Origin of the sequence: Bacillus sp. RCC_6_1 (assembly GCF_041360755.1) — a bacterium.
Lineage (GTDB): Bacteria > Bacillota > Bacilli > Bacillales > Bacillaceae_G > Bacillus_A > Bacillus_A cereus.
On record NZ_JBFUPV010000002.1, the window covers coordinates 615,643 to 634,476 of the forward strand.

The following is an 18,834-nucleotide window of genomic DNA, read 5'->3' on the forward strand; positions in this document are numbered from 1 at the left end:
TGTTAAAAAAATATGTTTTTTGTTTCCTAATGGTGTAAAGGTGTAGTTTTATAGGTAGTTTTGTTGAAAAAGTCGGTTTGATAAAAGTATTTATTTTTGTTAGAATTTTATTGAAATTAAGAAGATGTGATGAGGCAAAGATTACTCATTTTTATGTATATGTGAAAAAACGAACAAGACGGGGGTGAAATTTTGGGATATCGATGTTATAGAATGGTATACCATTTAGAAAATGGAGAAACAATTAAAGATGTAAAAGAATTTTGCTATCGAGACCAAGGAAAAGTGTTAGAAAGAGTAGCAAATCGTGTAATGGATAATAGAGAAGTGACGGCGATTGATAAACAAGGAACAATCATTTCAATAGCATGTGAGGACATTGTAAAGGTGGAACTTGATTACATAACAGAAAGTTAACCTTGAGTCATATCGAATTATTCGATAAAATAAACTGTTGAATGGTGAAGTGAGAAGAGAGGAGTTTATCATGGGTAGTACAAGACACTTTTATATGTTTATCTTAGCGTTTGTTCTTGTTGTGGCATTAACGATTTACTTAATCGTTGACAGCAGCTGGTACAACACAGTTCATCCGGCATTCCTTCTGTTTATGTATATAGGAATTGCAGTAGTAAGTTTCGGAATGAGAGACGAGATGTTAGATCGCTTTGAAAAGTGATACATATACGAAAGACCAACAGGAAAATGTTGGTCTTTTTTTCTTGGGGAAATTTCAAAAAGGCACCTTCTTCAATAACGACAATACGAGAGCAGTAGTTTATAAAAAGAAACGCTATTTGGCACATCTTTCGGAGTATGTAATATAAAGCTGAAAACGATGATGAGAATAAGAAATAGGAAAAATAAAAATAGGATTTGCTTATGTATAGAATTTTGCATATTATCCACTCCTTTTTTTGGGTAGTATGTCCAAAAGAAAGGAATGTATGAAAAAAATTGGAGGGGGAACAATGGGGAAACGAAAATTGTTATTTGAAATAGGAGTATTATTTTTGTCAATAGGTCTTTTGTTATCAAATTTTTATTCAGACATACCATCACCGTTTCCTAATTTGCATAAAGGAATTGGTATAAGTATTGTTATAATTGGTCTGTTTTGTCTTATCACATCTAACTTCTACAGAAAGTCTGAATGAATATAAAAAGGACAGTTACTCTTTTTCAGAAGTACTGTCCTTTTTAAATAACTTATTCCATAGTTTGGCGATACTCCATATAATGACGATTGCAATGGAGGCGATAATGGACCAAACAATCGATATAATTTCAAGTGTCATGTTAGGAAGGAATGTGAGAATGGATAATACTTTATGAAACAATGATTCTATTATATGAAAACTTATTTGTAATAGAATGACGATACAAAGTGTGATCCATGCTAATATTTTCTTTCCTTGTTCTTTCCACATGACATTCACCTCACGTTAGCTTAATAGTTTTAAGCCAACAGCGCCGCATAAAATGCAGCTTAAGAAAGCCAGACGACGCCAATCCGCTGATTCTCGGAAAATGAGAATGCCTAGAAGTGCACTTCCAGCAGTTCCGATTCCAGTCCAAATTGCGTAAGCAGTTCCCATCGGTAATGTGTTCATCGCAAGAGATAAGAAGAAGAAGCTTACGCCGAAGTTAGCGATTAAAATAACTTTTGGTGCCCAGCCTTTCTTTTCAGTGGCTACTTTCATAAAGAGTACACCAATAATTTCACAAATACCAGCTAGAATTAAAAATACCCAAGCCATTTTATGCGGCCTCCTTCGCTTCTTTTTCTTCTGTTACTCGTTTTAAACCAATTACTCCGAAGAAGATTAAACCGATTAATAAAACTTTTACGATAGAGAAAGGTTCTCCGAAGATGAAAATCTCTGTAAGAACGATTCCACCAGCTCCGATTCCTGTAAAGACTGCGTATACAGTGCCGACAGGTAAATCTTTATAAGCTCTAAATAATAAGACGAAACTAATTGTAATTAATAGAGCAACACCAGCCCATTCAAGTGGTGCCTCTGCTTTTTTTAGTCCAATCACCCAAAAGATTTCAATAATACCAGCGATGATTACATAAATCCATGCCATATGTCATTTCTCCTTCCTACCAGTCGTTAGGTAAAGGGCTTAAAAACGACGCATTGCAAAGGGCAATCCGTCAGTTTGAAAGTCCGCGCCAAAATACTTTCCAAGAAGCGTCTAAACGTGTCTCAAAACGATTTAAACCTGCGTATAATAGTTCAACCATAAGACCGTCGAGTAAGCATAGAAAAGCCTCTAAGGCGTCTTTTACTTCAATGTTATGCAGCTCATCTTGTTCGCTTGCTCTTTTAAATACAGGGAATAAAAGTTTTCCGACGTTTTCAATGTGTACATTTGCTTTATTAATAATTTGTTCGCGAAATGCATCAGGCGGAAAATAAGAAGTTCGTAACCAAAACATTGATTCTTCACTTTCACCAAATCGTTTTGCATACCCTTTTAATAATTTTAAAAGCAATTCTTCAGTGGACGAATTGGAAAAGCTTTCGATATCGCCTGTGAAGCTCTGCAAATCTTTTTGAAGAGCAGATTCTAAGCATATGAAATATAGCTCTTCTTTTCCTTTAAAGTGTGCGTAAATCGATGGTTTTTTAATCCCAACTTCTTGAGCAATATTTGCCAATGAAGTTCCTTCATAGCCGTAGCGTGCGAAATGAGAAAGTGCTACAGCTTTAATGCGGTTTGCTGTCATTTTCATCCCCTACCTACCGTTCGTTAGGTTCATTATATGAGATGAAAAATATAATGTCAATAGGTGAAGAGTTGAAAAAGAGCGTTATAGGTAACGCTCTTTTTAGACAGTCTCTCGCTCAATTAAATGGAATGAAAGTTCTTTTGCACTGCCGACAATTTGCTCGCTTTGGATCTGCTTATGGAATAAAGAAAAAGCATGTGAGCCCATTGCGAGACCGGGATGTTCAATTGTGGAAATTTCTAATGCCTTTGAAATTTCATGATTATCAAATCCAAGGATAGCAAGGTCTTCAGGTACTCGAATACCATGTTTTCGAGCCTCTGTTAATAAACCAGCTGCAACTTGATCGTTCGCTGTGAAAATAGCAGTTGGACGATTTTTCATATTTAAAATACGATGGAGTATTTGTGCTCCGTCCTGCATTGTATAGCATTGGTGGAAAATCCATTCAGGATGCAACGTTTTCCCTTCGTTACGAAGTGTATCGGCGAACGCTTTTTCGCGCTCCATGGAATTTACACTTGTTTTTCTTGCTAAACAAATTCCGATTTTTTCATGGCCTCTACTTAGTAAATAGGCAGTACCGAGACGGAAACCTTCATAATGATCTACGTAGATGGATGAAATGAGGGGATGCTTCATTTTTTCACATGAAATAATAGGGGCAAATTTTGCAAAAGGTTCGATTTGTTCCCAAGAGCTCGTTCGGGAGCAAATAATCATCCCATCAAATTGTTTCATTTTCATCATTTCAAGAACACGAATTTCTTCAATGCTATCGTAATTCGTTTGACATAAATTAATGTGATATCCGGCAGCTAACGCTTCGTTTCCGATTCCTTCAATAATCGTACTGAAGTAGGGGAGGTTAATGAAAGGAAGCATAACGCCAATTGTATATGTTTTCCCTATTATTAAATGGACAGCATTTATATTTTTTGCGTAGTTTAATTCTTCAACAGCATCTAGAACACGCTTACGCTTTTCTTCTTTTACGTAAGGGTGATTATTCAGGACACGAGAAACAGTTGATATCGATACACCAGCAGTTTTAGCAATTTGTTTTATATTGGCCATATGTATCACCTCTTTCCCTTATTATAAAGGGAAAATAATAAGAAAGAAAAAATCTTGACCTGAAAAGCTTTTCACAAACTATGGTATTAATAAGACTTCTTTTTATTCGCGTAACCTTTTCACTTGGGCGTAAGAATGATAGGGGTCTTTTTTGTTTGCAAAAAGTGTTGTCAAAATGTGTGAGAATAACGTGGAAAGTTTTCAAAGGTGGAGTTTGGTGACAAAGCGAATATGAAGAGAATATCAACGCTTCGTTCGTTAAGAGAGCGGTATGAAAGGGCGGAAACAAATTGAAAAAAAGAATCATTTGTTTCGTGTTTTCTAGTTTCATGCTTAGTTCGTGTTCGTTTCAGCAAACGATGCAAGAAGAAAAACACTTTGTGGGAACAACAGGAGGAGCTATGGATCGTGTTACGGATCCTATTCCGCTAAAGGAACTTCCAAAATATTTTCCGGTGAAGTTTAAAGTTCCAACGTTTTTACCGTACGACATTACAAGTGATGTGAAGGGGGAAGTAAGAACGCTTGGGAAAAAGAACACTGTCTTAACGATTAAATATAAACAGAAGGAGTCAGGTAGAAATGAGTATATTGAGTTAAATGTCGCGAACTTTCCCTATAGTTTTCCGGATCTTGTGGAAGAGAAGCGATTTCAAGAACAAATGAAACTGAATAATGGAACGTCTGCTTATTTTAAAAATAAAGATGATTATGAACGTGGTGACGAATTTGCTACGCTTATATGGAAAGAGAAAGGAATTGAATATCAACTGCTGTATCGGAATGTAGAAGAGAACGATGAAAAGGTAATCAAGCAGAATTTATTATACATTGCGAATAAGATGAAATGAAAAAACTAGCTGATTTATTCAGCTAGTTTTTTGTATGTTATTATTTCTTTTTAATTTTGCCTGTCCAAGATTTAAATCCACCTTGTAATTGGTAGAAATCTTTGTAGCCTTGTTTTTTTAAGTATTGCGCTGCACGACCTGTACGGAATCCGCTTTGGCAATATAAGTAAACAGGTTGATCTTGACGAAGTTCTTTATGACGAAGGCGAATTTGTGATAACGGAATGTTACGTGCACCTAAAATATGCCCTGCGTTATATTCGTCTGCTTCACGAATATCGATAAGCTGTGCTTTACGGTAGCCAGCGCGAAATTCTTCTTCTGTAAGAGTTTTAATTAATTTTTTCTGATAGAAGTACATCCATACAGTGTAGCCGATAAATGCTACGATTACGGCTAATAAAATAATCCAAGTTGTTGACACGATTCTATCGCTCCCTTTTTTCTTATCCTACTTTCAATATTATAATGCCCTTATGTATTTATGCAACAGATTCATTTGCATATAAGAAGAAATTTCGTATTCTTTCACAAATTTTGTCGAATTTGGTAGACTAGAGAATGTGAAAAATAATTGGTTATATGAGGTGCAGGATGGGAAAAGAAAAATGGTGTTATATTAACTCTGGTCAATGTTCACCGGCATTTAATATGGCGTTAGATGAATGTTTATTAAATTGGCAAAGTGAAAAGAAAATGCCACCAACAATTCGTTTTTATGAATGGGAAGTACCAACATTAACAGTTGGGTATTTTCAACGTGTTGAAAAAGATATTAATATGGATGTAGTTAACGAAAAGAAATATGGATTCGTTCGTCGTCAAACAGGCGGCAGGGGTGTACTACATGACAAAGAGTTAACGTATAGTGTTATTGTGTCTGAAGATCATCCGAATATGCCGAAAACAGTTACAGAAGCGTATCGTGTTATTTCGCAAGGTTTATTAGATGGTTTTAAGGCATTAGGGTTAGAAGCATATTATGCAGTTCCAAAAACAGAAGCAGATCGTGAAAATTTAAAAAATCCACGTTCAGGCGTATGTTTTGATGCACCATCTTGGTATGAAATTGTAGTGGAAGGACGAAAAATTGCTGGTAGTGCTCAAACACGTCAAAAAGGTGTTATTTTACAGCATGGATCGATTCCATTAGAAATTGATTTAGATGAACTATATGATCTATTTTTATTCCCAAATGAACGTGTGAAGGAACGTATGAAGAGTATGTTCTCTTCTAAAGCAGTAGCAATTAATGAATTAACAGACCGTACATTTACGATAGAACAGTTAATTAAAGCGTTTGAAGTTGGCTTTGAAAAAGGATTGGATGTAGAACTTGTTCCATATGAATTAACAGAAGAACAGTTACATGAAGTTCAAACGTTAGCGAAAGAAAAGTATGAAAGTAATGAGTGGAATTATAAAAAATAAGAGGTGGCGATAGCCACCTCTTATTTTTTTATAGTAAATTAAGTACTTTTTCTACTTTGATTCCTTTATCTTGTAAAGAACGAAGGCGACTTACAACGTCCATAATTTCTTTGTCAAATGTAACGCTAATACCTTGGCTTTGTAGTTCTTCTTTTAAGCTTTCAATAGAATCATCTATGTCGATGCCAAGCTCGTAATCTTGACAAACTTCAATTGTCTTTTTCACGAGTTTAACATAATTTTCTTGTAGTTTTGAATTTGTTTCAGTCAAAGCAGGCTGCTTCGGTTTTGCAGGAGCAACCGGTGCTGTCTCTTGCTTTGTAACTGGAGTAGGGACTGCTTTTTTCACAGGCGCTGGAGTAACTAGTTCTACAGCTGCTTCTACGCTTACTGGCTTCGGTGTCGGTACCGGAGTAGGCTTAGGTGCCATAGCAGGTGTTTCCACACGCGTAACAGGCTTAGGAGCAGGCGTAATTGCTTTTGGAGCTTCTACAACTACTTCTTTTTTCGGTGCTGCTTCTACCTGTGTTTCTTCTTGCTCGGCAGCTTCTTTATTTTCTTTACTCCACATAACGCGTTCAATTTCTAGAGAAACATTGTTTTTGTTCATCGCTGTTAATGTAACTTTACCAACTTCAGCGTTTCCAGTGAAATCAACAATTTTATAAATAACACTCTTGTTCCAATCCACGTTTCCGCTCAAAAATAATTCTTCGTTACATTTCGGCGTTAAGCCCTCGATTTTAATTTCTGCGTTTACACCGTTTTCACTATATACCATAATTAGCGAAGCATTTACATCTTCGTCTGCTAACATTAGTTCACGTACCATTTTGCCGGTGCGTACTTGCGTTTTCTTCTTAACTGACATCTAATTTCTCCTCTCAAAAATTCAGTAATAATAAAAAAATCGTATAACGAAAAATAATTGCTCACGAAGATTTATGATACCGATAATAAAAGCATCACGTCAACAATTAACTTTAATTATTTTGCATTTTTCTTATTTTCTTTATGAAATTTTTCAATTTGTAAAATTAGACAGAAGAAAAAACAGCCTTTTGAAGGGCTGTTAAAAATTTGATTTTTTATATAGTAATTTATATAAAACGTAAAATAGGATAGCGATTAAAGCATTTTGCCAAAAGGTTAGATGATAAATGAGATAAGGTTGCTTTTGGAAATAAATATTTAAGAATACAGCGGAACAAAATGGAGTAGCAAATGCGAATCCAAATAGAATTCTTCTTTTCCAATTCATTTTCTGATCAAAGGAGTAACGCTTTAATAAATATAAAATAAATAGTATACCTAGTATAATTATTGAAACAGACAAAGTAGTTCCAAGGATGCTAAAAGGCGGACTTGATAATGTATTATTTTTTTCAAAGAGAAACATAAAAAATGAAATAATTGCATTTACGCCAAACTGTATAGCAAGAAGTAAGCTAACAGAAAATCCAATTAAAGAAGTTTTTTCTAACTTTGTTTGGGTTGGTAAAGCTGATATAAGTTCATCACAATAAGATTGTAAGTCATCACCAAAAATGTCATAAGCATTTTTATTTTCTACTTGTGCTTCGATAAGATGATCTAATATTTCTAACAAAAGTTCTTCTACTTGATGTTCGGGTACATTAGATAACCGAAGATATACTAGCATATCACCATAAGCAATTTCGTTTTCGGAAGTTAGAAGCTCACGTTTTTTATTATTCAATTCAATCATGTCTTGTGCATTCATCCCTATCACTCCCCCTGTAATAAGTTATTTACCGTAGTAGAAACCATCCCCCAGCTTTGTTTAAATTCTTCAAGCTGTTCTAATCCTTTATCGGTTACGTGATAATATTTTCGCTTTGGACCGAGTGAGGAAGCTTTTAATGTTCCTTCAATCAATTTTTCTTTTTGCATACGTAACAATAATGGATATATGCTTCCTTCGCTTACAAATGTAAATCCGTGTTTATTTAATTTTGTACTCAGTTCATATCCGTACACTTCTTCTTGTGAAATGATGTATAGGATGCACCCTTCGAGCACGCCTTTTAACATTTGGCTGTGCATGATTTCACCACCTTTTATTCAGGTAACTTGCGTTGCAAGGTAGCTGGTATCCAAATTATAACATTCAGTAACTTGCAATGCAAGTTACTGGGGTGGAAAACTTTAATGTCCCCCATACTAACGAGAGGGCGAAAATTATATGAGACCGTTTATGTCAAAGCTCGTTTACTTTGAACGAAAGGCACTTGAATATCCACTTGGTTTTATAGTTGCGCCAATTTAAATGCATGAAGAATGGGAAGAAGGATACCGTAAACTATTTGAGCGACAAAGATATGACGATACCAAATTTAACGTTTGAATTGATTCAGCATTGTTTTCCGAAACCATCGGAAAATATGTATATAAAAAAGATGATGCAGCAGTATTAAAAGAAACGATAAGAGGTTATAGAAATGAGTTTTTTCTTAATGCAGAAATACAATATGTTACTTAAGGGGAGTCTGTATGCAAATACAGATTCTTTTTTGTTTTATATATTTAGGCTCGTTTTCAACTTGTCACGTTATTCTTTCTGGTGTATCATTTTATTGATTGCTTCGTACGGAATAAGCAAAATGAACTTGGATGGAGGAAACCGATGCCTACCCCTAGTATGGAAGATTATATTGAACAAATTTATTTGTTGATTGATGAAAAGGGTTACGCCCGCGTATCTGATATTGCTGAAGCGCTTAGTGTACATCCATCCTCTGTAACAAAAATGGTGCAAAAATTAGACAAAGATGAATATCTAATTTATGAAAAATATAGAGGGCTTGTATTAACAACAAAAGGTAAAAAAATCGGAGAACGTCTCGTATATCGTCATGACTTGCTAGAGCAATTTATGCGTATTATCGGTGTGGATGAAAGTAAAATTTACAATGATGTAGAAGGAATTGAACATCATTTAAGTTGGGAAGCAATTGATCGCATTGGTGATTTAGTGGAATACTTTGAACAAGATGCAGTCCGAGTGGAAACACTTCGTGGTGTTCAAAGAGCAAATGAAGAGAAAAGTAATTAAGGGGAACGTATGGCGTTTCCTTTTTTATTTCAATTCGAAAAGGATGGGAGAATTATGAAAGCAATTATTTTTGATTTTGATGGATTAATTGTGGACACAGAAACGATATGGTTTCACTCTTTCAGAGATGCTGTTCGTGAATACGGCGGGGAACTACCTTTAGAGGAATTTGCGAAATGCATTGGAACAACAGATGAGGTACTTTATACATATTTAAATGATCAATTAAAAGAGAAGTTTAACAAAAGTGCATTAAAAGAAAAAGTGGCAACTTTACATAAAGAGAAAATGAGAATACCAGAAGCTCGTGACGGGGTAAAAGAATATTTAGAAGAAGCGAAAGAAATGGGATTAAAAATCGCACTAGCTTCTAGTTCTTCTAGAGAATGGGTTATTCATTTTTTAGAAGAGCTACAAATTCGAGAATATTTTGAAGTAATTAAAACGAGAGAAGATGTTGAGAAGGTAAAACCAGATCCAGCTCTTTATCGAGTTGCAATAGAAGAATTAGGAATTAAGCCGTCTGAAGCTGTTGTATTTGAAGATTCATTAAATGGATTGAGAGCAGCAGTTGCAGCGGGATTAACGTGCGTTGTGGTACCTAATGATGTGACACGGAATTTACCATTTGAAAATCATCATCTTCGAATTGAAAGTATGAGAGAGAAAAGTTTAAAAGAAGTGCTTCAAAGTATAAAAAAAGACCGTATTTCCTAAAAGGAAGCACGGTCTTTCTTTTTGCTTTTTTTGCCTTCAATGACAGTTAAATGAGACTGTTTTCTTTTTCGTTTCAAAGTGGAAGAATTCCCTTTTTTACTTTTGTCATTAGAAGTATTTGACTTAAAGAAAGAATTGCCTAGGGGTGCTACATTTTGTTTCCCATGTTTGCGGTTCGATTGTTTTGCCGCACGCTTATATGAGCTTTGTGAATTTGCAGAACCACTGGAATTTGTAAACATCTTGTATAGCAAGTAAAAGATACCAACAACAAGTAACATGTACCCGATATTTCTTAATACACCCATGGGATTTGTAATAACAGATGAAACAAGGCCGAATATTGCCAATCCGATAATAAGCACAAATATAGCGAAAGTAAACGAACGACCGTTCATAAGGGACACCTCCTAAAAACGTATATTAAAATTAGTATATTAACGATGAGGAAAGGAGTTGAACACCATTTTTAAATAATTATTGTTTGTTCTCTAAACGTAATAATTCTTCAAACGATGCAATTGCTACTTCCACTTGATCATCTGTTGGTTCTTTCGTTGTTAATAGTTGTAGCCATAATCCAGGATATCCAAGTACGCGTAATACGGGAATATCTCGTAATCGATTTGTAAATTGTAATACTTCAAAAGAAATACCAAGTACAACTGGAATTAATAAAATTCGGTTTATAACTCGTGCCCAAAGAGGATCTGTAGGGACTAGGAAATAAACGAACATTCCAATAATGACTGTAAATATAATAAAGCTACTGCCACATCTATAATGGAGACGAGTTTGCTTTTGAACGTTTTCTACAGTCAGAGGAAGGTTATTCTCGTAAGCATTGATTACCTTATGCTCTGCACCGTGATACTGAAATACCCGCTTAATAAGTGGGGTTAAAGAAATAAAGTATATATAGCTCAATAATAGCATGAGCTTAATGACACTTTCGACAATGATTTGCCCAGTATGAGACGGGAAAATCGGTCTTGTTAATTCAGCTAATAGTGCAGGAACTGCTGTGAAAATGACTTTACCGAATATAAAAGATAAAACGCCAACAGCTGCAACTCCTAATACCATCGTTAATTTTGATTGTTCTTCTTTTTTATTTGCAATTTGTTCATCATCTTCTGGGTGGACGTCAAATCGTTCTGAAGCGAAGTTTAAATGCTTTGCTCCATTCGCACTTGCATCCACAATAGCGGCAATCCCTCGTAAAAATGGAATTTTTTTTAGGGTAGATAGTACTTTATTACGAACGCGTGGTAATCGATAAAATTCAATCGATTTATCTTTACGACGAACCGCTGTAACAGTATATTCTCTACCGCCAAACATAACTCCTTCTATGACCGCTTGCCCGCCATATATTTGTTTTGACTCTTCTGCCATGTTAACACCAACCTGTATTTGTTTCTCTCTTATGTAGAAAAAGAGGCAATTGTCATACTGGGTTCTGTCGTTTTGAAATAAGACAATCACCGAGTTTCCTTTATTTTATCGGCAAATACAAGTAGATGACAAGGGAAAATGTTATGAGAGTCGGACATTTCTTATTCTTTTTATAGACAAATTTCGCAGGATTTAAACATGCTTCAAAATAGTTTCGGGCATACTATTGAGCGGAGGTGTCGATGTGAGTCAAGAACAATTAGGAACAAGGAATTTTGTGCAGATTGGTTTGTTTGGTGGAATCTTTTGGGGCGGGGTATGGTATTTCCTTCATATATTTTCATTCACGGAGGCGGGCCCGAATTATTTCCTTTTACCATTTGCGTTTGGAAGTTGGAAAGAGGGTGTATGGGGCAATGTGTTCGGAATAGTGTGTATGGGACTTCTTTCAATTTTGATTGCCTTTTTGTATAAAGCATTTTTTGCAAAGTTTGAAGGGATTATAGCGGGAATTATTTATGGGCTATTTTGGTGGACACTACTGTTTTTGGGGATGGGTTTAATGGCTCCTGTTATTAAAAGTGCGCTCCATTTACCAAAAGAGACAATTGTGACGACAATATGTATTTTTATATTGTATGGTGTGTTTATAGCATATTCTGTTTCTTACGCAGTAAATAGCAATAAAGCAGAACAAGAAGGGTAAGAGAAGACGAACTATTCAAATAAGTAACTCCTATGTTAAAATATTGTATAGATATTTAATATTAAGGAGTTTTAAGAATATGAAAAAGTTACTCCTCGTAAACGGTCCTAACCTAAATCGCCTCGGTGTTCGTGAGGTAAATGTATATGGAAAGGGCACGCTAACGACACTTGAAGCAGATATGAAGCAAGAAGCAGAAACAATGGGAGTGGAGTTAGAATGTTTCCAATCGAATCATGAAGGTGCCATTATCGACATTATTCATGAAGCGGAAGATATATATGAAGGGATCATTTTAAATCCGGGAGCATTTACGCATTATAGCTATGCGATTCGTGATGCCATTGCGAGCATTTCGATTCCTGTTATTGAAGTACATATTTCTAACATTCATCAGCGTGAATCGTTCCGTCATGAATCTGTGACGGCAGCTGTTTGTGCAGGTCAAATTGTAGGATTTGGTTTTTATGGCTATAAGTTAGCGTTATTTGCATTAATGGAGAAATTGAGGGAGGCATAAAGTAATGGAGAAAATTGAAAGATTACGAAGTGCATTTGATGAGGCTGGTATTGACGGTATTTTGTTAACAAATGAACATAGTCGTAGATATATGGCTAACTTCACAGGAACAGCAGGCGTTGTTCTTATTTCAAAAGATCGTGCTCAATTTATTACAGATTTCCGTTACGTCGAGCAGGCAAGTAAACAAGCGGTTGGATATGAGGTTGTACAGCACGCAGGATTGATCATTGATGAAGTGGCAAAGCAAGTGAAAGAGCTTGGAATTCAAAAGCTTGGTTTTGAGCAAGATACTCTTACATATAGTTCTTATTCAGTGCATAAGGAAGCGATTGATGCTGAATTTATCCCGACTTCTGGACTTGTAGAAAAGTTACGCTTGATAAAGACTGATTCAGAGATTAAGATATTAAAGGAAGCTGCACAGATTGCAGATGCTGCCTTTGAGCATATTCTATCATTCATTCGCCCGGGAGTATCTGAAATTGAAGTGTCAAATGAACTTGAATTTTTCATGAGAAAACAAGGAGCAACATCTTCTTCGTTTGATATTATCGTTGCTTCAGGTCTTCGTTCGGCATTACCGCACGGCGTGGCATCTGAAAAAGTGATAGAAACAGGAGATTTCGTTACATTAGACTTCGGCGCTTATTACAAAGGATATTGCTCTGATATTACTCGTACGATTGCAGTCGGTGAACCATCTGATAAATTAAAAGAAATTTATAATATCGTTTTAGAAGCACAACTACGTGGTGTGAACGGTATTAAAGCTGGTTTAACAGGTCGCGAGGCTGATGCGCTAACGCGTGACTACATAACGGAAAAAGGATATGGTGAATACTTTGGACACTCTACTGGTCATGGAATAGGTCTTGAAATCCATGAAGCACCAGGTTTAGCGTTCCGTTCTCATACAGTACTTGAACCAGGTATGGCTGTAACAGTAGAACCAGGTATTTATATTCCAGGTATTGGCGGCGTACGTATTGAAGATGATATCATTGTGACAAGTGAAGGTAATGAAGTAATTACGAAATCACCAAAAGAACTTATTATTTTGTAATACACAGGAGGATTTTTTTACATGATTTCAGTAAACGATTTTCGTACAGGTTTAACAATTTCAGTGGACAATGCCCTTTGGCAAGTACTTGATTTCCAACACGTAAAGCCAGGTAAAGGTGCTGCATTCGTTCGTTCTAAACTACGTAATCTTCGCACAGGTTCTGTTCAAGAGAAAACATTCCGTGCAGGTGAGAAAGTAGAAAAAGCACACATCGAAAACCGTCGTATGCAATACTTATACGCAAGCGGTGAGGCTCACGTATTTATGGATAACGGAACTTATGAGCAAATCGAACTTGGTGAAAAACAAATCGAGCGCGAGCTTAAATTCCTAAAAGAAAACATGGAAGTAGCAATCATGACTTACCAAGGCGAAGTACTTGGTGTTGAACTTCCAAACACAGTTGAATTACAAGTTACAGAAACAGAGCCTGGTATTAAAGGTGATACTGCTTCTAACGTAACAAAACCAGCTACATTAGAAACTGGTCTTGTTGTACAAGTACCAATCTTCATTAACGAAGGCGAAATGCTTATCATCAACACTGGTGAAGGTAAATACGTTTCTCGTGCATAGTAGAAAAGCACTCGTGATAATTCACGAGTGCTTTTTTTATAGGAAATAGGGTAGATAGTAAATAGCTGTTATTATAAAACTGACTAAAACAAGTGAAAGAGTACCCATAATAGATGGAGTCAAAACAATTTGAAATGGTTTTATTTCGCCAGTCTCAACGCCAGTTAATGTTTTACTTATTGCGTGATCTGTAATGTTATTTCTATGGTTACTCATAATAATTAACCACATAATTGCAAATATTGCTAAACTACCAAGGAAAAAGGTCTCTATAAATGACCAACCGACCAATAATGAAAAAAGATAAATAAGAGCTAATTCTACTACAACGGTTAAACTAACTTTCAATGCCTTCATATTTTTCCCCCTCATTCTGTAATTTCAACCAGTTTAAAAAATTTTCACGTGACACGACATGCAGAGAGCAAGGTGACTTTACTTCTTTCTCTAGTGCAGCGTGTTCGTCTGGAAACTTGTTTTCCACATGCAATGAAATATAAGGTAGTTTTTCTTGTGCTTTTAAAGAGCGGATATTATTCGTTTTAGCACCAGCAAATACGTAGGAAAGTTGTAAGTCTAAAAAGGCGATTTTAAAGATTTCTTTTTTAGCAGCCTCGTTATAGCCTTTTCCCCAGTACGGATAGCCGAGCCAACTACCAATGTGAGATTGCTTTTTCTCATTATTAATATGTTTAAGTGTGGTGAGGCCAATTATTTCATTTTCTTCATTCACAATCATTCTCGATAAGGATTTCTTTTGACGCTCTTCTTCTATTGCGAAAAGAAGAAATGTTTTCGTGTCTTCGATATTTTCTACCGTTATCCCCAATGCATTTTTTATATGTGGATCACTTGATAGCTCGAAAATCACATTTGTATAGCATAAATCTAGTGGTAATAAAGTGACGTGCTGCATGGTTTAAACCTCTTTTAAACTAAATGTACCATAATATACCATGAAATAACATGAATATTCAGATTGTAATTCAGACTTTAGAGAAAAATTATGTTTTTACTTCTGAAATAGACAACCTCTGCATATGGTTGTACAAATATATTCTTTTTTAGAATACGAAGTTAGTAACTGTTACGGGAGAAGGTGGAAGAATGAAACAGTGGCTAGCGGCAATGGAAACATCCGTGCTTGTTATGGGGGCACTTCGATTATTTTCAGGTAGTGCGGAGATATTTGCTGCTTTGCTTATGCTTTATGTGAATGATGCGAAGAAAGCGTTGTTTATAAATGGTATGTTGGCGTTTGTTGGACCTACCGTATTAATTTTAACAATGACAATTGGGATAGCGAGTGTAGCAAGTGAAATTTCTTTCTTGAAGCTCTTTTTTCTAGCGCTTGGAATTTGCTGTATTTTTATCGCATTACTGAAATAGTAAGTCGAGTATAGTGGGGAGAAGCCGATGAAAGAGGTATTAGAAGTTTTACCAAAAACGATGAAGTACTTAATTGAAGAATGTAAGCAATACGATGCTTTAGAGGAAATTCGCGTTCGAATTGGAAGGCCGCTAGAGTGTATTGCACACGGAAAGGTGTTTTTTTATGACTATATCACTACTGCAGAGGATGCTATTTACTTATTGAATAAGTTAAGTCAATTCTCAATTTATACGATGGAAGAGGAATTAAAACGTGGGTATGTGACGCTTCGCGGAGGGCATAGAATCGGGTTAGCAGGAAAAGTCATTACAGAAAAAAGCGCAGTGAAAATGATTCGTGATGTCTCTTCCTTTAATATTCGTATTGCTCGTCAAAAAATAGGGATTGCTGAACCGCTTTTGCCATATTTGTATGAAAAAAGGTGGTTAAACACGATGGTAATTGGCCCTCCCCAAACGGGAAAAACGACACTCTTAAGAGATGTAGCACGTTGCATGAGTCAAGGGGTAAGTGCTTCGGAAATTCCTTCCTGTAAAGTGGGGATCGTTGATGAACGGTCAGAAATTGCTGGTTGTGTGAAAGGGATCCCGCAATATGATTTTGGTACCCGAGTCGATGTGTTAGACGCATGTCCAAAGGCAGAAGGAATGATGATGATGATTCGTTCTATGAGTCCTGATATTTTGATCGTAGATGAAATTGGCCGTAAAGAAGATAGTGAAGCAATTATGGAGGCAGTGCATGCAGGTGTCCAGCTTTTTATAAGCGCACACGGATTTTCCTATGAGGATGTTGTGAGACGTCCATCGCTCAAGGCAGTGCTAGAGCTTGGTATATTTGATAGGTTTGTGGAGTTGTCAAAAGCGAGGGGTCCAGGAACGGTTATGCAGGTGAAAGATAAATATGGAAAACCAGTGTTATCAAATAGAAAGGCTGAGGGCGTATGGTGAAAATATTTGGTGCAGTGTTAATCGTTGCGGTCAGCACCTTTTTCGGGTTTTCGTACGCTAAAAGATACAGTGAGAGACCGAGGCAACTTAGGTTATTAAAATCAGCACTTCAATCATTAGAGGCAGAAATTATGTATGGACACACACCTTTATCTGAGGCTGCCGAGCGATTAGTTAAACAAATGCCAAAGCCATTAAATTGGATATTTCAAAGTTTCGCTAAAAAACTAGAAAGTGGAGAACAAACAGTAAGGGAAGCTTGGATAGATAGTTTGAAAGAGAATTGGAAGTTGACGGCTTTTCAACAAACCGAGTATGAAATACTGCAGCAATTTGGTGAAACGCTCGGGCAACATGATCGTGAATCACAACAAAAACATATTCGCTTATGTATTACACATTTGGAGAGAGAAGAAGAGGAAGCGAAAGCTTTACAACTGCAATACGAAAAAATGATTAAGAGCTTAGGGGTACTAGCAGGGCTACTTATTGTAATTTTACTGCTATAGGGGGGAGAAAGGCGATGTCCATTGATGTTGGATTAATATTTCAAATCGCCGGAATCGGCATTGTTTTAGCTTTCATTCATACTGTACTAAAAGAATTGAAGCGTGAGGATATTGCAAATTGGGTTATCCTTGTCGGTTTTGTCGTCATTTTATTTCATGTTGCATTTTTAATTAATACGCTATTCGACAAGATTAAAAGTGTCTTTCTCTTCCAGTAAAGGAGGCGGTTCGAATCGAAATTATACAAATTGTCGGATTAGGCCTCGTTGCTACGTTTTTAGCTGCTGTTTTGAACCAGCATAAATCTAGTATTACATCTTTATTTATTGTGTTCGTAGGTAGCGTGATGTTTCTTATTTTAATCGATCAAATTCATTCTATTTTACAAATGATTGAGAGAGTAGCGAGTGAAGCGAAAGTTAGCAACGTCTACGTGGAAACGTTACTAAAAATTATTGGAATTGCTTATATTGCCGAGTTTGGAGCTCAAATTACAAAAGATGCTGGTCAAGGTGCCATCGCTTCGAAAATTGAACTTGCTGGGAAAATCTTAATTCTCGTTATGGCAATTCCTATTTTGACGGTTGTAATTGAAACTATTCTCGGATTTTTACCGACGGGATAAGGGGGAGTGAATGTTGAGGAGGTTTGGAGCTAAGCTGCTATTTGCTTGCTTCCTTTTCTTTTCTTTACCGGTTGTTGTACAAGCTTCTCCTGTAGAAACAAACGTCGTTGATCAACAATTGGATAAGCTCGGAATTGAAGATGTGAAGCAATTTTGGGACGGGCTTGTTACAAAATATGGTGGCTATTTGCCAGAGAGTCAAAAAGGGAGTTTTATGGAGTTTGTAAAGGGAGAAAAAGAATTCTCTCTAAAAGAGTGGATGATAGGGTTATTAAAATATTTATTTCATGAGCTTGCAGCTAATGGAAAACTGCTTGGCACACTCATTATGCTCACAATCTTTAGTGCATTGTTGCAATCACTGCAATCCGCTTTTTCAAAAAGTAGTGTAAGTAAAATTGCTGATGCTGTTGTATATATGGTACTTATTATTTTTGCTTTAAATAGTTTTTATGTCGTTATGACATATGCAAGAGAAACGATACAAACAATGGTAGATTTCATATTAGCGCTATTGCCAATTTTATTGGCGCTTATAGCGACTGGTGGCGGGGTTGTATCTGTATCTTTCTTTCATCCGATTATCATTTTCTTAATGAATACAAGCGGGCTTCTTATGAATTATATCGTTCTACCGCTTTTATTACTGGCAACGATATTAAGTATTGTAAGTACAATGAGTGATCAATATAAAGTTACAAAATTGTCCAAGCTTCTGCAAAACGTTAGCGTTGGGATTATCGGTATCTTCTTAACGATTTTTTTAGGGGTATTATCTGTACAAGGAACAGCGACAGCCGTTGCTGATGGCATAGCTGTGAAAACTGCTAAATTTGTAACAGGAAACTTCATTCCAGTAGTTGGAAGGATGTTTACGGAAGCGGCAGATACTGTTATTAGCGCATCAGGATTATTGAAAAACACAGTCGGAATTATTGGGCTCGTCATTTTATGCTTAATTGTTGCTTTTCCTGCGATTCAAATTTTCTGTATTGCATTTATTTATAAATTCGCAGCAGCAGTATTACAACCGGTTGGCGGCGGAGCAATTATTCAATGTTTAGACATTATTGGAAGAAGCATCATTTACGTATTTGCTTGCTTAGCTATCGTATCATTTATGTTCTTTTTAAGTATTACAATTATTATTGCTGCGGGGAATATTACACTTATGATGCGGTAGGAGGTGAAGA

The 18,834-nt window shown here is 36.1% G+C and carries 30 protein-coding genes and 1 pseudogene; 18 read left to right on the forward strand and 13 right to left on the reverse strand.

Annotation, left to right across the window (positions count from 1 at the left end):
- The first annotated feature begins 213 nt into the window (after positions 1 to 213).
- The 3 genes from AB6801_RS09300 (at position 214) to AB6801_RS09310 (ending at position 1,157) form a co-directional block, all read left to right on the forward strand.
- A complete protein-coding gene (locus tag AB6801_RS09300; protein WP_000262496.1) occupies positions 214 to 417 on the forward strand; it encodes a DUF3929 family protein in 204 nt (67 codons plus the stop codon).
- A gap of 70 nt (positions 418 to 487) precedes the next feature.
- Complete coding sequence (locus tag AB6801_RS09305) at positions 488 to 679, forward strand: hypothetical protein (RefSeq protein WP_000535933.1); 192 nt, start codon at positions 488 to 490, stop codon at positions 677 to 679.
- A gap of 292 nt (positions 680 to 971) precedes the next feature.
- On the forward strand, positions 972 to 1,157 hold the full coding sequence (locus AB6801_RS09310; protein ID WP_000518066.1) for a hypothetical protein: 186 nt from the start codon (positions 972 to 974) through the stop codon (positions 1,155 to 1,157).
- A 15-nt stretch (positions 1,158 to 1,172) separates the two neighbouring features.
- Here the strand turns inward: AB6801_RS09310 and AB6801_RS09315 are convergent, their stop codons facing one another.
- The 5 genes from AB6801_RS09315 to AB6801_RS09335 form a co-directional block, all read right to left on the reverse strand.
- Positions 1,173 to 1,430, reverse strand: coding sequence for a DUF3975 family protein (locus AB6801_RS09315; protein ID WP_000265427.1), 258 nt, complete (start codon positions 1,428 to 1,430; stop codon positions 1,173 to 1,175).
- A gap of 15 nt (positions 1,431 to 1,445) precedes the next feature.
- The gene (locus tag AB6801_RS09320; RefSeq protein WP_000312623.1) at positions 1,446 to 1,760 is read right to left on the reverse strand and encodes a DMT family transporter; all 315 of its coding nucleotides are present in this window, start codon (positions 1,758 to 1,760) and stop codon (positions 1,446 to 1,448) included.
- A 1-nt stretch (position 1,761) separates the two neighbouring features.
- Entirely contained in the window at positions 1,762 to 2,094 is a 333-nt protein-coding gene (locus AB6801_RS09325; RefSeq protein ID WP_000312339.1) for a DMT family transporter, read from the reverse strand.
- A gap of 70 nt (positions 2,095 to 2,164) precedes the next feature.
- On the reverse strand, positions 2,165 to 2,746 hold the full coding sequence (locus tag AB6801_RS09330; RefSeq protein ID WP_002005730.1) for a TetR/AcrR family transcriptional regulator: 582 nt from the start codon (positions 2,744 to 2,746) through the stop codon (positions 2,165 to 2,167).
- Positions 2,747 to 2,842: 96 nt separating this feature from the next.
- Positions 2,843 to 3,820 (reverse strand): LacI family DNA-binding transcriptional regulator, encoded by a 978-nt coding sequence (locus AB6801_RS09335; protein WP_097999095.1) that lies wholly within the window; start codon positions 3,818 to 3,820, stop codon positions 2,843 to 2,845.
- A gap of 314 nt (positions 3,821 to 4,134) precedes the next feature.
- Between AB6801_RS09335 and AB6801_RS09340 the strand changes: the two genes are divergently transcribed.
- Positions 4,135 to 4,671, forward strand: coding sequence for a hypothetical protein (locus AB6801_RS09340; protein ID WP_025966335.1), 537 nt, complete (start codon positions 4,135 to 4,137; stop codon positions 4,669 to 4,671).
- 40 nt (positions 4,672 to 4,711) lie between these two features.
- Here AB6801_RS09340 and AB6801_RS09345 read toward each other — a convergent pair whose 3' ends face one another.
- Positions 4,712 to 5,095 (reverse strand): rhodanese-like domain-containing protein, encoded by a 384-nt coding sequence (locus AB6801_RS09345; RefSeq protein ID WP_000108653.1) that lies wholly within the window; start codon positions 5,093 to 5,095, stop codon positions 4,712 to 4,714.
- Positions 5,096 to 5,265: 170 nt separating this feature from the next.
- On the opposite strand from AB6801_RS09345, the gene AB6801_RS09350 reads away from it, so the two are divergent.
- On the forward strand, positions 5,266 to 6,102 hold the full coding sequence (locus AB6801_RS09350; RefSeq protein ID WP_000514081.1) for a lipoate--protein ligase family protein: 837 nt from the start codon (positions 5,266 to 5,268) through the stop codon (positions 6,100 to 6,102).
- Positions 6,103 to 6,130: 28 nt separating this feature from the next.
- On the opposite strand, the gene AB6801_RS09355 is transcribed toward AB6801_RS09350, so the two are convergent.
- The 3 genes from AB6801_RS09355 to AB6801_RS09365 all read right to left on the reverse strand — a co-directional run bounded on the left by AB6801_RS09355 (position 6,131) and on the right by AB6801_RS09365 (position 8,169).
- On the reverse strand, positions 6,131 to 6,973 hold the full coding sequence (locus AB6801_RS09355; RefSeq protein ID WP_000111900.1) for a hypothetical protein: 843 nt from the start codon (positions 6,971 to 6,973) through the stop codon (positions 6,131 to 6,133).
- A gap of 201 nt (positions 6,974 to 7,174) precedes the next feature.
- Positions 7,175 to 7,846 carry a DUF1129 family protein gene (locus AB6801_RS09360; RefSeq protein WP_141530624.1) on the reverse strand — a complete coding sequence of 224 codons (672 nt, stop codon included), beginning with the start codon at positions 7,844 to 7,846 and terminating at the stop codon, positions 7,175 to 7,177.
- A gap of 5 nt (positions 7,847 to 7,851) precedes the next feature.
- Positions 7,852 to 8,169 (reverse strand): PadR family transcriptional regulator, encoded by a 318-nt coding sequence (locus AB6801_RS09365; RefSeq protein WP_000556083.1) that lies wholly within the window; start codon positions 8,167 to 8,169, stop codon positions 7,852 to 7,854.
- 190 nt (positions 8,170 to 8,359) lie between these two features.
- Here AB6801_RS09365 and AB6801_RS09370 point away from each other — a divergent pair.
- The 3 genes and pseudogenes from AB6801_RS09370 to AB6801_RS09380 all read left to right on the forward strand — a co-directional run.
- Positions 8,360 to 8,605, forward strand: a pseudogene (locus tag AB6801_RS09370) (spore photoproduct lyase family protein); the annotation flags it as partial.
- 144 nt (positions 8,606 to 8,749) lie between these two features.
- Positions 8,750 to 9,178, forward strand: coding sequence for a transcriptional regulator MntR (mntR, locus tag AB6801_RS09375; RefSeq protein ID WP_001143083.1), 429 nt, complete (start codon positions 8,750 to 8,752; stop codon positions 9,176 to 9,178).
- A gap of 54 nt (positions 9,179 to 9,232) precedes the next feature.
- Positions 9,233 to 9,895, forward strand: coding sequence for an HAD family hydrolase (locus tag AB6801_RS09380; protein WP_025966333.1), 663 nt, complete (start codon positions 9,233 to 9,235; stop codon positions 9,893 to 9,895).
- On the opposite strand, the gene AB6801_RS09385 is transcribed toward AB6801_RS09380, so the two are convergent.
- Together AB6801_RS09385 and AB6801_RS09390 are read right to left on the reverse strand one after the other, a co-directional pair.
- A complete protein-coding gene (locus tag AB6801_RS09385; protein WP_001014463.1) occupies positions 9,892 to 10,293 on the reverse strand; it encodes an SA1362 family protein in 402 nt (133 codons plus the stop codon). The two genes, AB6801_RS09380 and AB6801_RS09385, sit on opposite strands and share 4 nt — an antisense overlap.
- A gap of 79 nt (positions 10,294 to 10,372) precedes the next feature.
- Positions 10,373 to 11,293: a DUF1385 domain-containing protein gene (locus tag AB6801_RS09390; RefSeq protein ID WP_000807121.1), complete on the reverse strand. Its 921-nt coding sequence runs from the start codon at positions 11,291 to 11,293 to the stop codon at positions 10,373 to 10,375.
- Positions 11,294 to 11,537: 244 nt separating this feature from the next.
- Between AB6801_RS09390 and AB6801_RS09395 the strand changes: the two genes are divergently transcribed.
- From AB6801_RS09395 to efp, 4 genes are all read left to right on the forward strand, one after another.
- Positions 11,538 to 11,999 carry a YqhR family membrane protein gene (locus AB6801_RS09395; protein ID WP_141530623.1) on the forward strand — a complete coding sequence of 154 codons (462 nt, stop codon included), beginning with the start codon at positions 11,538 to 11,540 and terminating at the stop codon, positions 11,997 to 11,999.
- Positions 12,000 to 12,078: 79 nt separating this feature from the next.
- Positions 12,079 to 12,519 (forward strand): type II 3-dehydroquinate dehydratase, encoded by a 441-nt coding sequence (gene aroQ / locus AB6801_RS09400; protein WP_000735147.1) that lies wholly within the window; start codon positions 12,079 to 12,081, stop codon positions 12,517 to 12,519.
- Between the two features lie 4 nt (positions 12,520 to 12,523).
- Positions 12,524 to 13,585: a Xaa-Pro dipeptidase gene (pepQ, locus tag AB6801_RS09405; RefSeq protein WP_000411041.1), complete on the forward strand. Its 1,062-nt coding sequence runs from the start codon at positions 12,524 to 12,526 to the stop codon at positions 13,583 to 13,585.
- Between the two features lie 21 nt (positions 13,586 to 13,606).
- Positions 13,607 to 14,164, forward strand: coding sequence for an elongation factor P (gene efp / locus AB6801_RS09410; protein WP_000626516.1), 558 nt, complete (start codon positions 13,607 to 13,609; stop codon positions 14,162 to 14,164).
- Between the two features lie 36 nt (positions 14,165 to 14,200).
- Here the strand turns inward: efp and AB6801_RS09415 are convergent, their stop codons facing one another.
- On the reverse strand, positions 14,201 to 14,521 hold the full coding sequence (locus tag AB6801_RS09415; protein ID WP_000645695.1) for a hypothetical protein: 321 nt from the start codon (positions 14,519 to 14,521) through the stop codon (positions 14,201 to 14,203).
- Positions 14,502 to 15,080, reverse strand: coding sequence for a GNAT family N-acetyltransferase (locus AB6801_RS09420; RefSeq protein WP_001164991.1), 579 nt, complete (start codon positions 15,078 to 15,080; stop codon positions 14,502 to 14,504). The genes AB6801_RS09415 and AB6801_RS09420 overlap by 20 nt, the downstream gene beginning before the upstream one ends.
- Positions 15,081 to 15,271: 191 nt before the next feature.
- Between AB6801_RS09420 and AB6801_RS09425 the strand changes: the two genes are divergently transcribed.
- From AB6801_RS09425 to spoIIIAE, 6 genes are read left to right on the forward strand one after another with little or no spacing between them, the layout of a single operon-like run.
- Positions 15,272 to 15,553: a YqhV family protein gene (locus AB6801_RS09425; protein ID WP_000816050.1), complete on the forward strand. Its 282-nt coding sequence runs from the start codon at positions 15,272 to 15,274 to the stop codon at positions 15,551 to 15,553.
- 27 nt (positions 15,554 to 15,580) lie between these two features.
- A complete protein-coding gene (gene spoIIIAA, locus AB6801_RS09430) occupies positions 15,581 to 16,507 on the forward strand; it encodes a stage III sporulation protein AA (RefSeq protein ID WP_000665905.1) in 927 nt (308 codons plus the stop codon).
- Positions 16,501 to 17,016, forward strand: a complete 516-nt coding sequence (spoIIIAB, locus tag AB6801_RS09435) for a stage III sporulation protein SpoIIIAB (RefSeq protein ID WP_000238702.1) — start codon at positions 16,501 to 16,503, stop codon at positions 17,014 to 17,016. The genes spoIIIAA and spoIIIAB overlap by 7 nt, the downstream gene beginning before the upstream one ends.
- Positions 17,017 to 17,030: 14 nt before the next feature.
- Complete coding sequence (gene spoIIIAC / locus AB6801_RS09440; RefSeq protein ID WP_000020914.1) at positions 17,031 to 17,234, forward strand: stage III sporulation protein AC; 204 nt, start codon at positions 17,031 to 17,033, stop codon at positions 17,232 to 17,234.
- Between the two features lie 23 nt (positions 17,235 to 17,257).
- Positions 17,258 to 17,641 carry a stage III sporulation protein AD gene (gene spoIIIAD, locus AB6801_RS09445; protein WP_077393170.1) on the forward strand — a complete coding sequence of 128 codons (384 nt, stop codon included), beginning with the start codon at positions 17,258 to 17,260 and terminating at the stop codon, positions 17,639 to 17,641.
- Positions 17,642 to 17,651: 10 nt separating this feature from the next.
- Positions 17,652 to 18,824, forward strand: coding sequence for a stage III sporulation protein AE (spoIIIAE, locus tag AB6801_RS09450; RefSeq protein WP_000946110.1), 1,173 nt, complete (start codon positions 17,652 to 17,654; stop codon positions 18,822 to 18,824).
- The last annotated feature ends 10 nt before the right edge of the window (positions 18,825 to 18,834 follow it).

Excerpts from the sequence above, each read along its gene's own strand:
- AB6801_RS09300 (WP_000262496.1), top strand. The coding sequence starts at position 214 with ATGGTATACCATTTAGAAAATGGAGAAACAATTAAAGATGTAAAAGAA.
- AB6801_RS09305 (WP_000535933.1), top strand. The coding sequence starts at position 488 with ATGGGTAGTACAAGACACTTTTATATGTTTATCTTAGCGTTTGTTCTT.
- AB6801_RS09310 (WP_000518066.1), top strand. The coding sequence starts at position 972 with ATGGGGAAACGAAAATTGTTATTTGAAATAGGAGTATTATTTTTGTCA.
- AB6801_RS09315 (WP_000265427.1), bottom strand. The coding sequence starts at position 1,430 with ATGTGGAAAGAACAAGGAAAGAAAATATTAGCATGGATCACACTTTGT.
- AB6801_RS09320 (WP_000312623.1), bottom strand. The coding sequence starts at position 1,760 with ATGGCTTGGGTATTTTTAATTCTAGCTGGTATTTGTGAAATTATTGGT.
- AB6801_RS09325 (WP_000312339.1), bottom strand. The coding sequence starts at position 2,094 with ATGGCATGGATTTATGTAATCATCGCTGGTATTATTGAAATCTTTTGG.
- AB6801_RS09330 (WP_002005730.1), bottom strand. The coding sequence starts at position 2,746 with ATGAAAATGACAGCAAACCGCATTAAAGCTGTAGCACTTTCTCATTTC.
- AB6801_RS09335 (WP_097999095.1), bottom strand. The coding sequence starts at position 3,820 with ATGGCCAATATAAAACAAATTGCTAAAACTGCTGGTGTATCGATATCA.
- AB6801_RS09350 (WP_000514081.1), top strand. The coding sequence starts at position 5,266 with ATGGGAAAAGAAAAATGGTGTTATATTAACTCTGGTCAATGTTCACCG.
- AB6801_RS09355 (WP_000111900.1), bottom strand. The coding sequence starts at position 6,973 with ATGTCAGTTAAGAAGAAAACGCAAGTACGCACCGGCAAAATGGTACGT.
- AB6801_RS09360 (WP_141530624.1), bottom strand. The coding sequence starts at position 7,846 with ATGAATGCACAAGACATGATTGAATTGAATAATAAAAAACGTGAGCTT.
- AB6801_RS09365 (WP_000556083.1), bottom strand. The coding sequence starts at position 8,169 with ATGCACAGCCAAATGTTAAAAGGCGTGCTCGAAGGGTGCATCCTATAC.
- mntR (WP_001143083.1), top strand. The coding sequence starts at position 8,750 with ATGCCTACCCCTAGTATGGAAGATTATATTGAACAAATTTATTTGTTG.
- AB6801_RS09380 (WP_025966333.1), top strand. The coding sequence starts at position 9,233 with ATGAAAGCAATTATTTTTGATTTTGATGGATTAATTGTGGACACAGAA.
- AB6801_RS09385 (WP_001014463.1), bottom strand. The coding sequence starts at position 10,293 with ATGAACGGTCGTTCGTTTACTTTCGCTATATTTGTGCTTATTATCGGA.
- AB6801_RS09390 (WP_000807121.1), bottom strand. The coding sequence starts at position 11,293 with ATGGCAGAAGAGTCAAAACAAATATATGGCGGGCAAGCGGTCATAGAA.
- aroQ (WP_000735147.1), top strand. The coding sequence starts at position 12,079 with ATGAAAAAGTTACTCCTCGTAAACGGTCCTAACCTAAATCGCCTCGGT.
- pepQ (WP_000411041.1), top strand. The coding sequence starts at position 12,524 with ATGGAGAAAATTGAAAGATTACGAAGTGCATTTGATGAGGCTGGTATT.
- efp (WP_000626516.1), top strand. The coding sequence starts at position 13,607 with ATGATTTCAGTAAACGATTTTCGTACAGGTTTAACAATTTCAGTGGAC.
- AB6801_RS09415 (WP_000645695.1), bottom strand. The coding sequence starts at position 14,521 with ATGAAGGCATTGAAAGTTAGTTTAACCGTTGTAGTAGAATTAGCTCTT.
- AB6801_RS09420 (WP_001164991.1), bottom strand. The coding sequence starts at position 15,080 with ATGCAGCACGTCACTTTATTACCACTAGATTTATGCTATACAAATGTG.
- AB6801_RS09425 (WP_000816050.1), top strand. The coding sequence starts at position 15,272 with ATGAAACAGTGGCTAGCGGCAATGGAAACATCCGTGCTTGTTATGGGG.
- spoIIIAA (WP_000665905.1), top strand. The coding sequence starts at position 15,581 with ATGAAAGAGGTATTAGAAGTTTTACCAAAAACGATGAAGTACTTAATT.
- spoIIIAB (WP_000238702.1), top strand. The coding sequence starts at position 16,501 with ATGGTGAAAATATTTGGTGCAGTGTTAATCGTTGCGGTCAGCACCTTT.
- spoIIIAC (WP_000020914.1), top strand. The coding sequence starts at position 17,031 with ATGTCCATTGATGTTGGATTAATATTTCAAATCGCCGGAATCGGCATT.
- spoIIIAE (WP_000946110.1), top strand. The coding sequence starts at position 17,652 with ATGTTGAGGAGGTTTGGAGCTAAGCTGCTATTTGCTTGCTTCCTTTTC.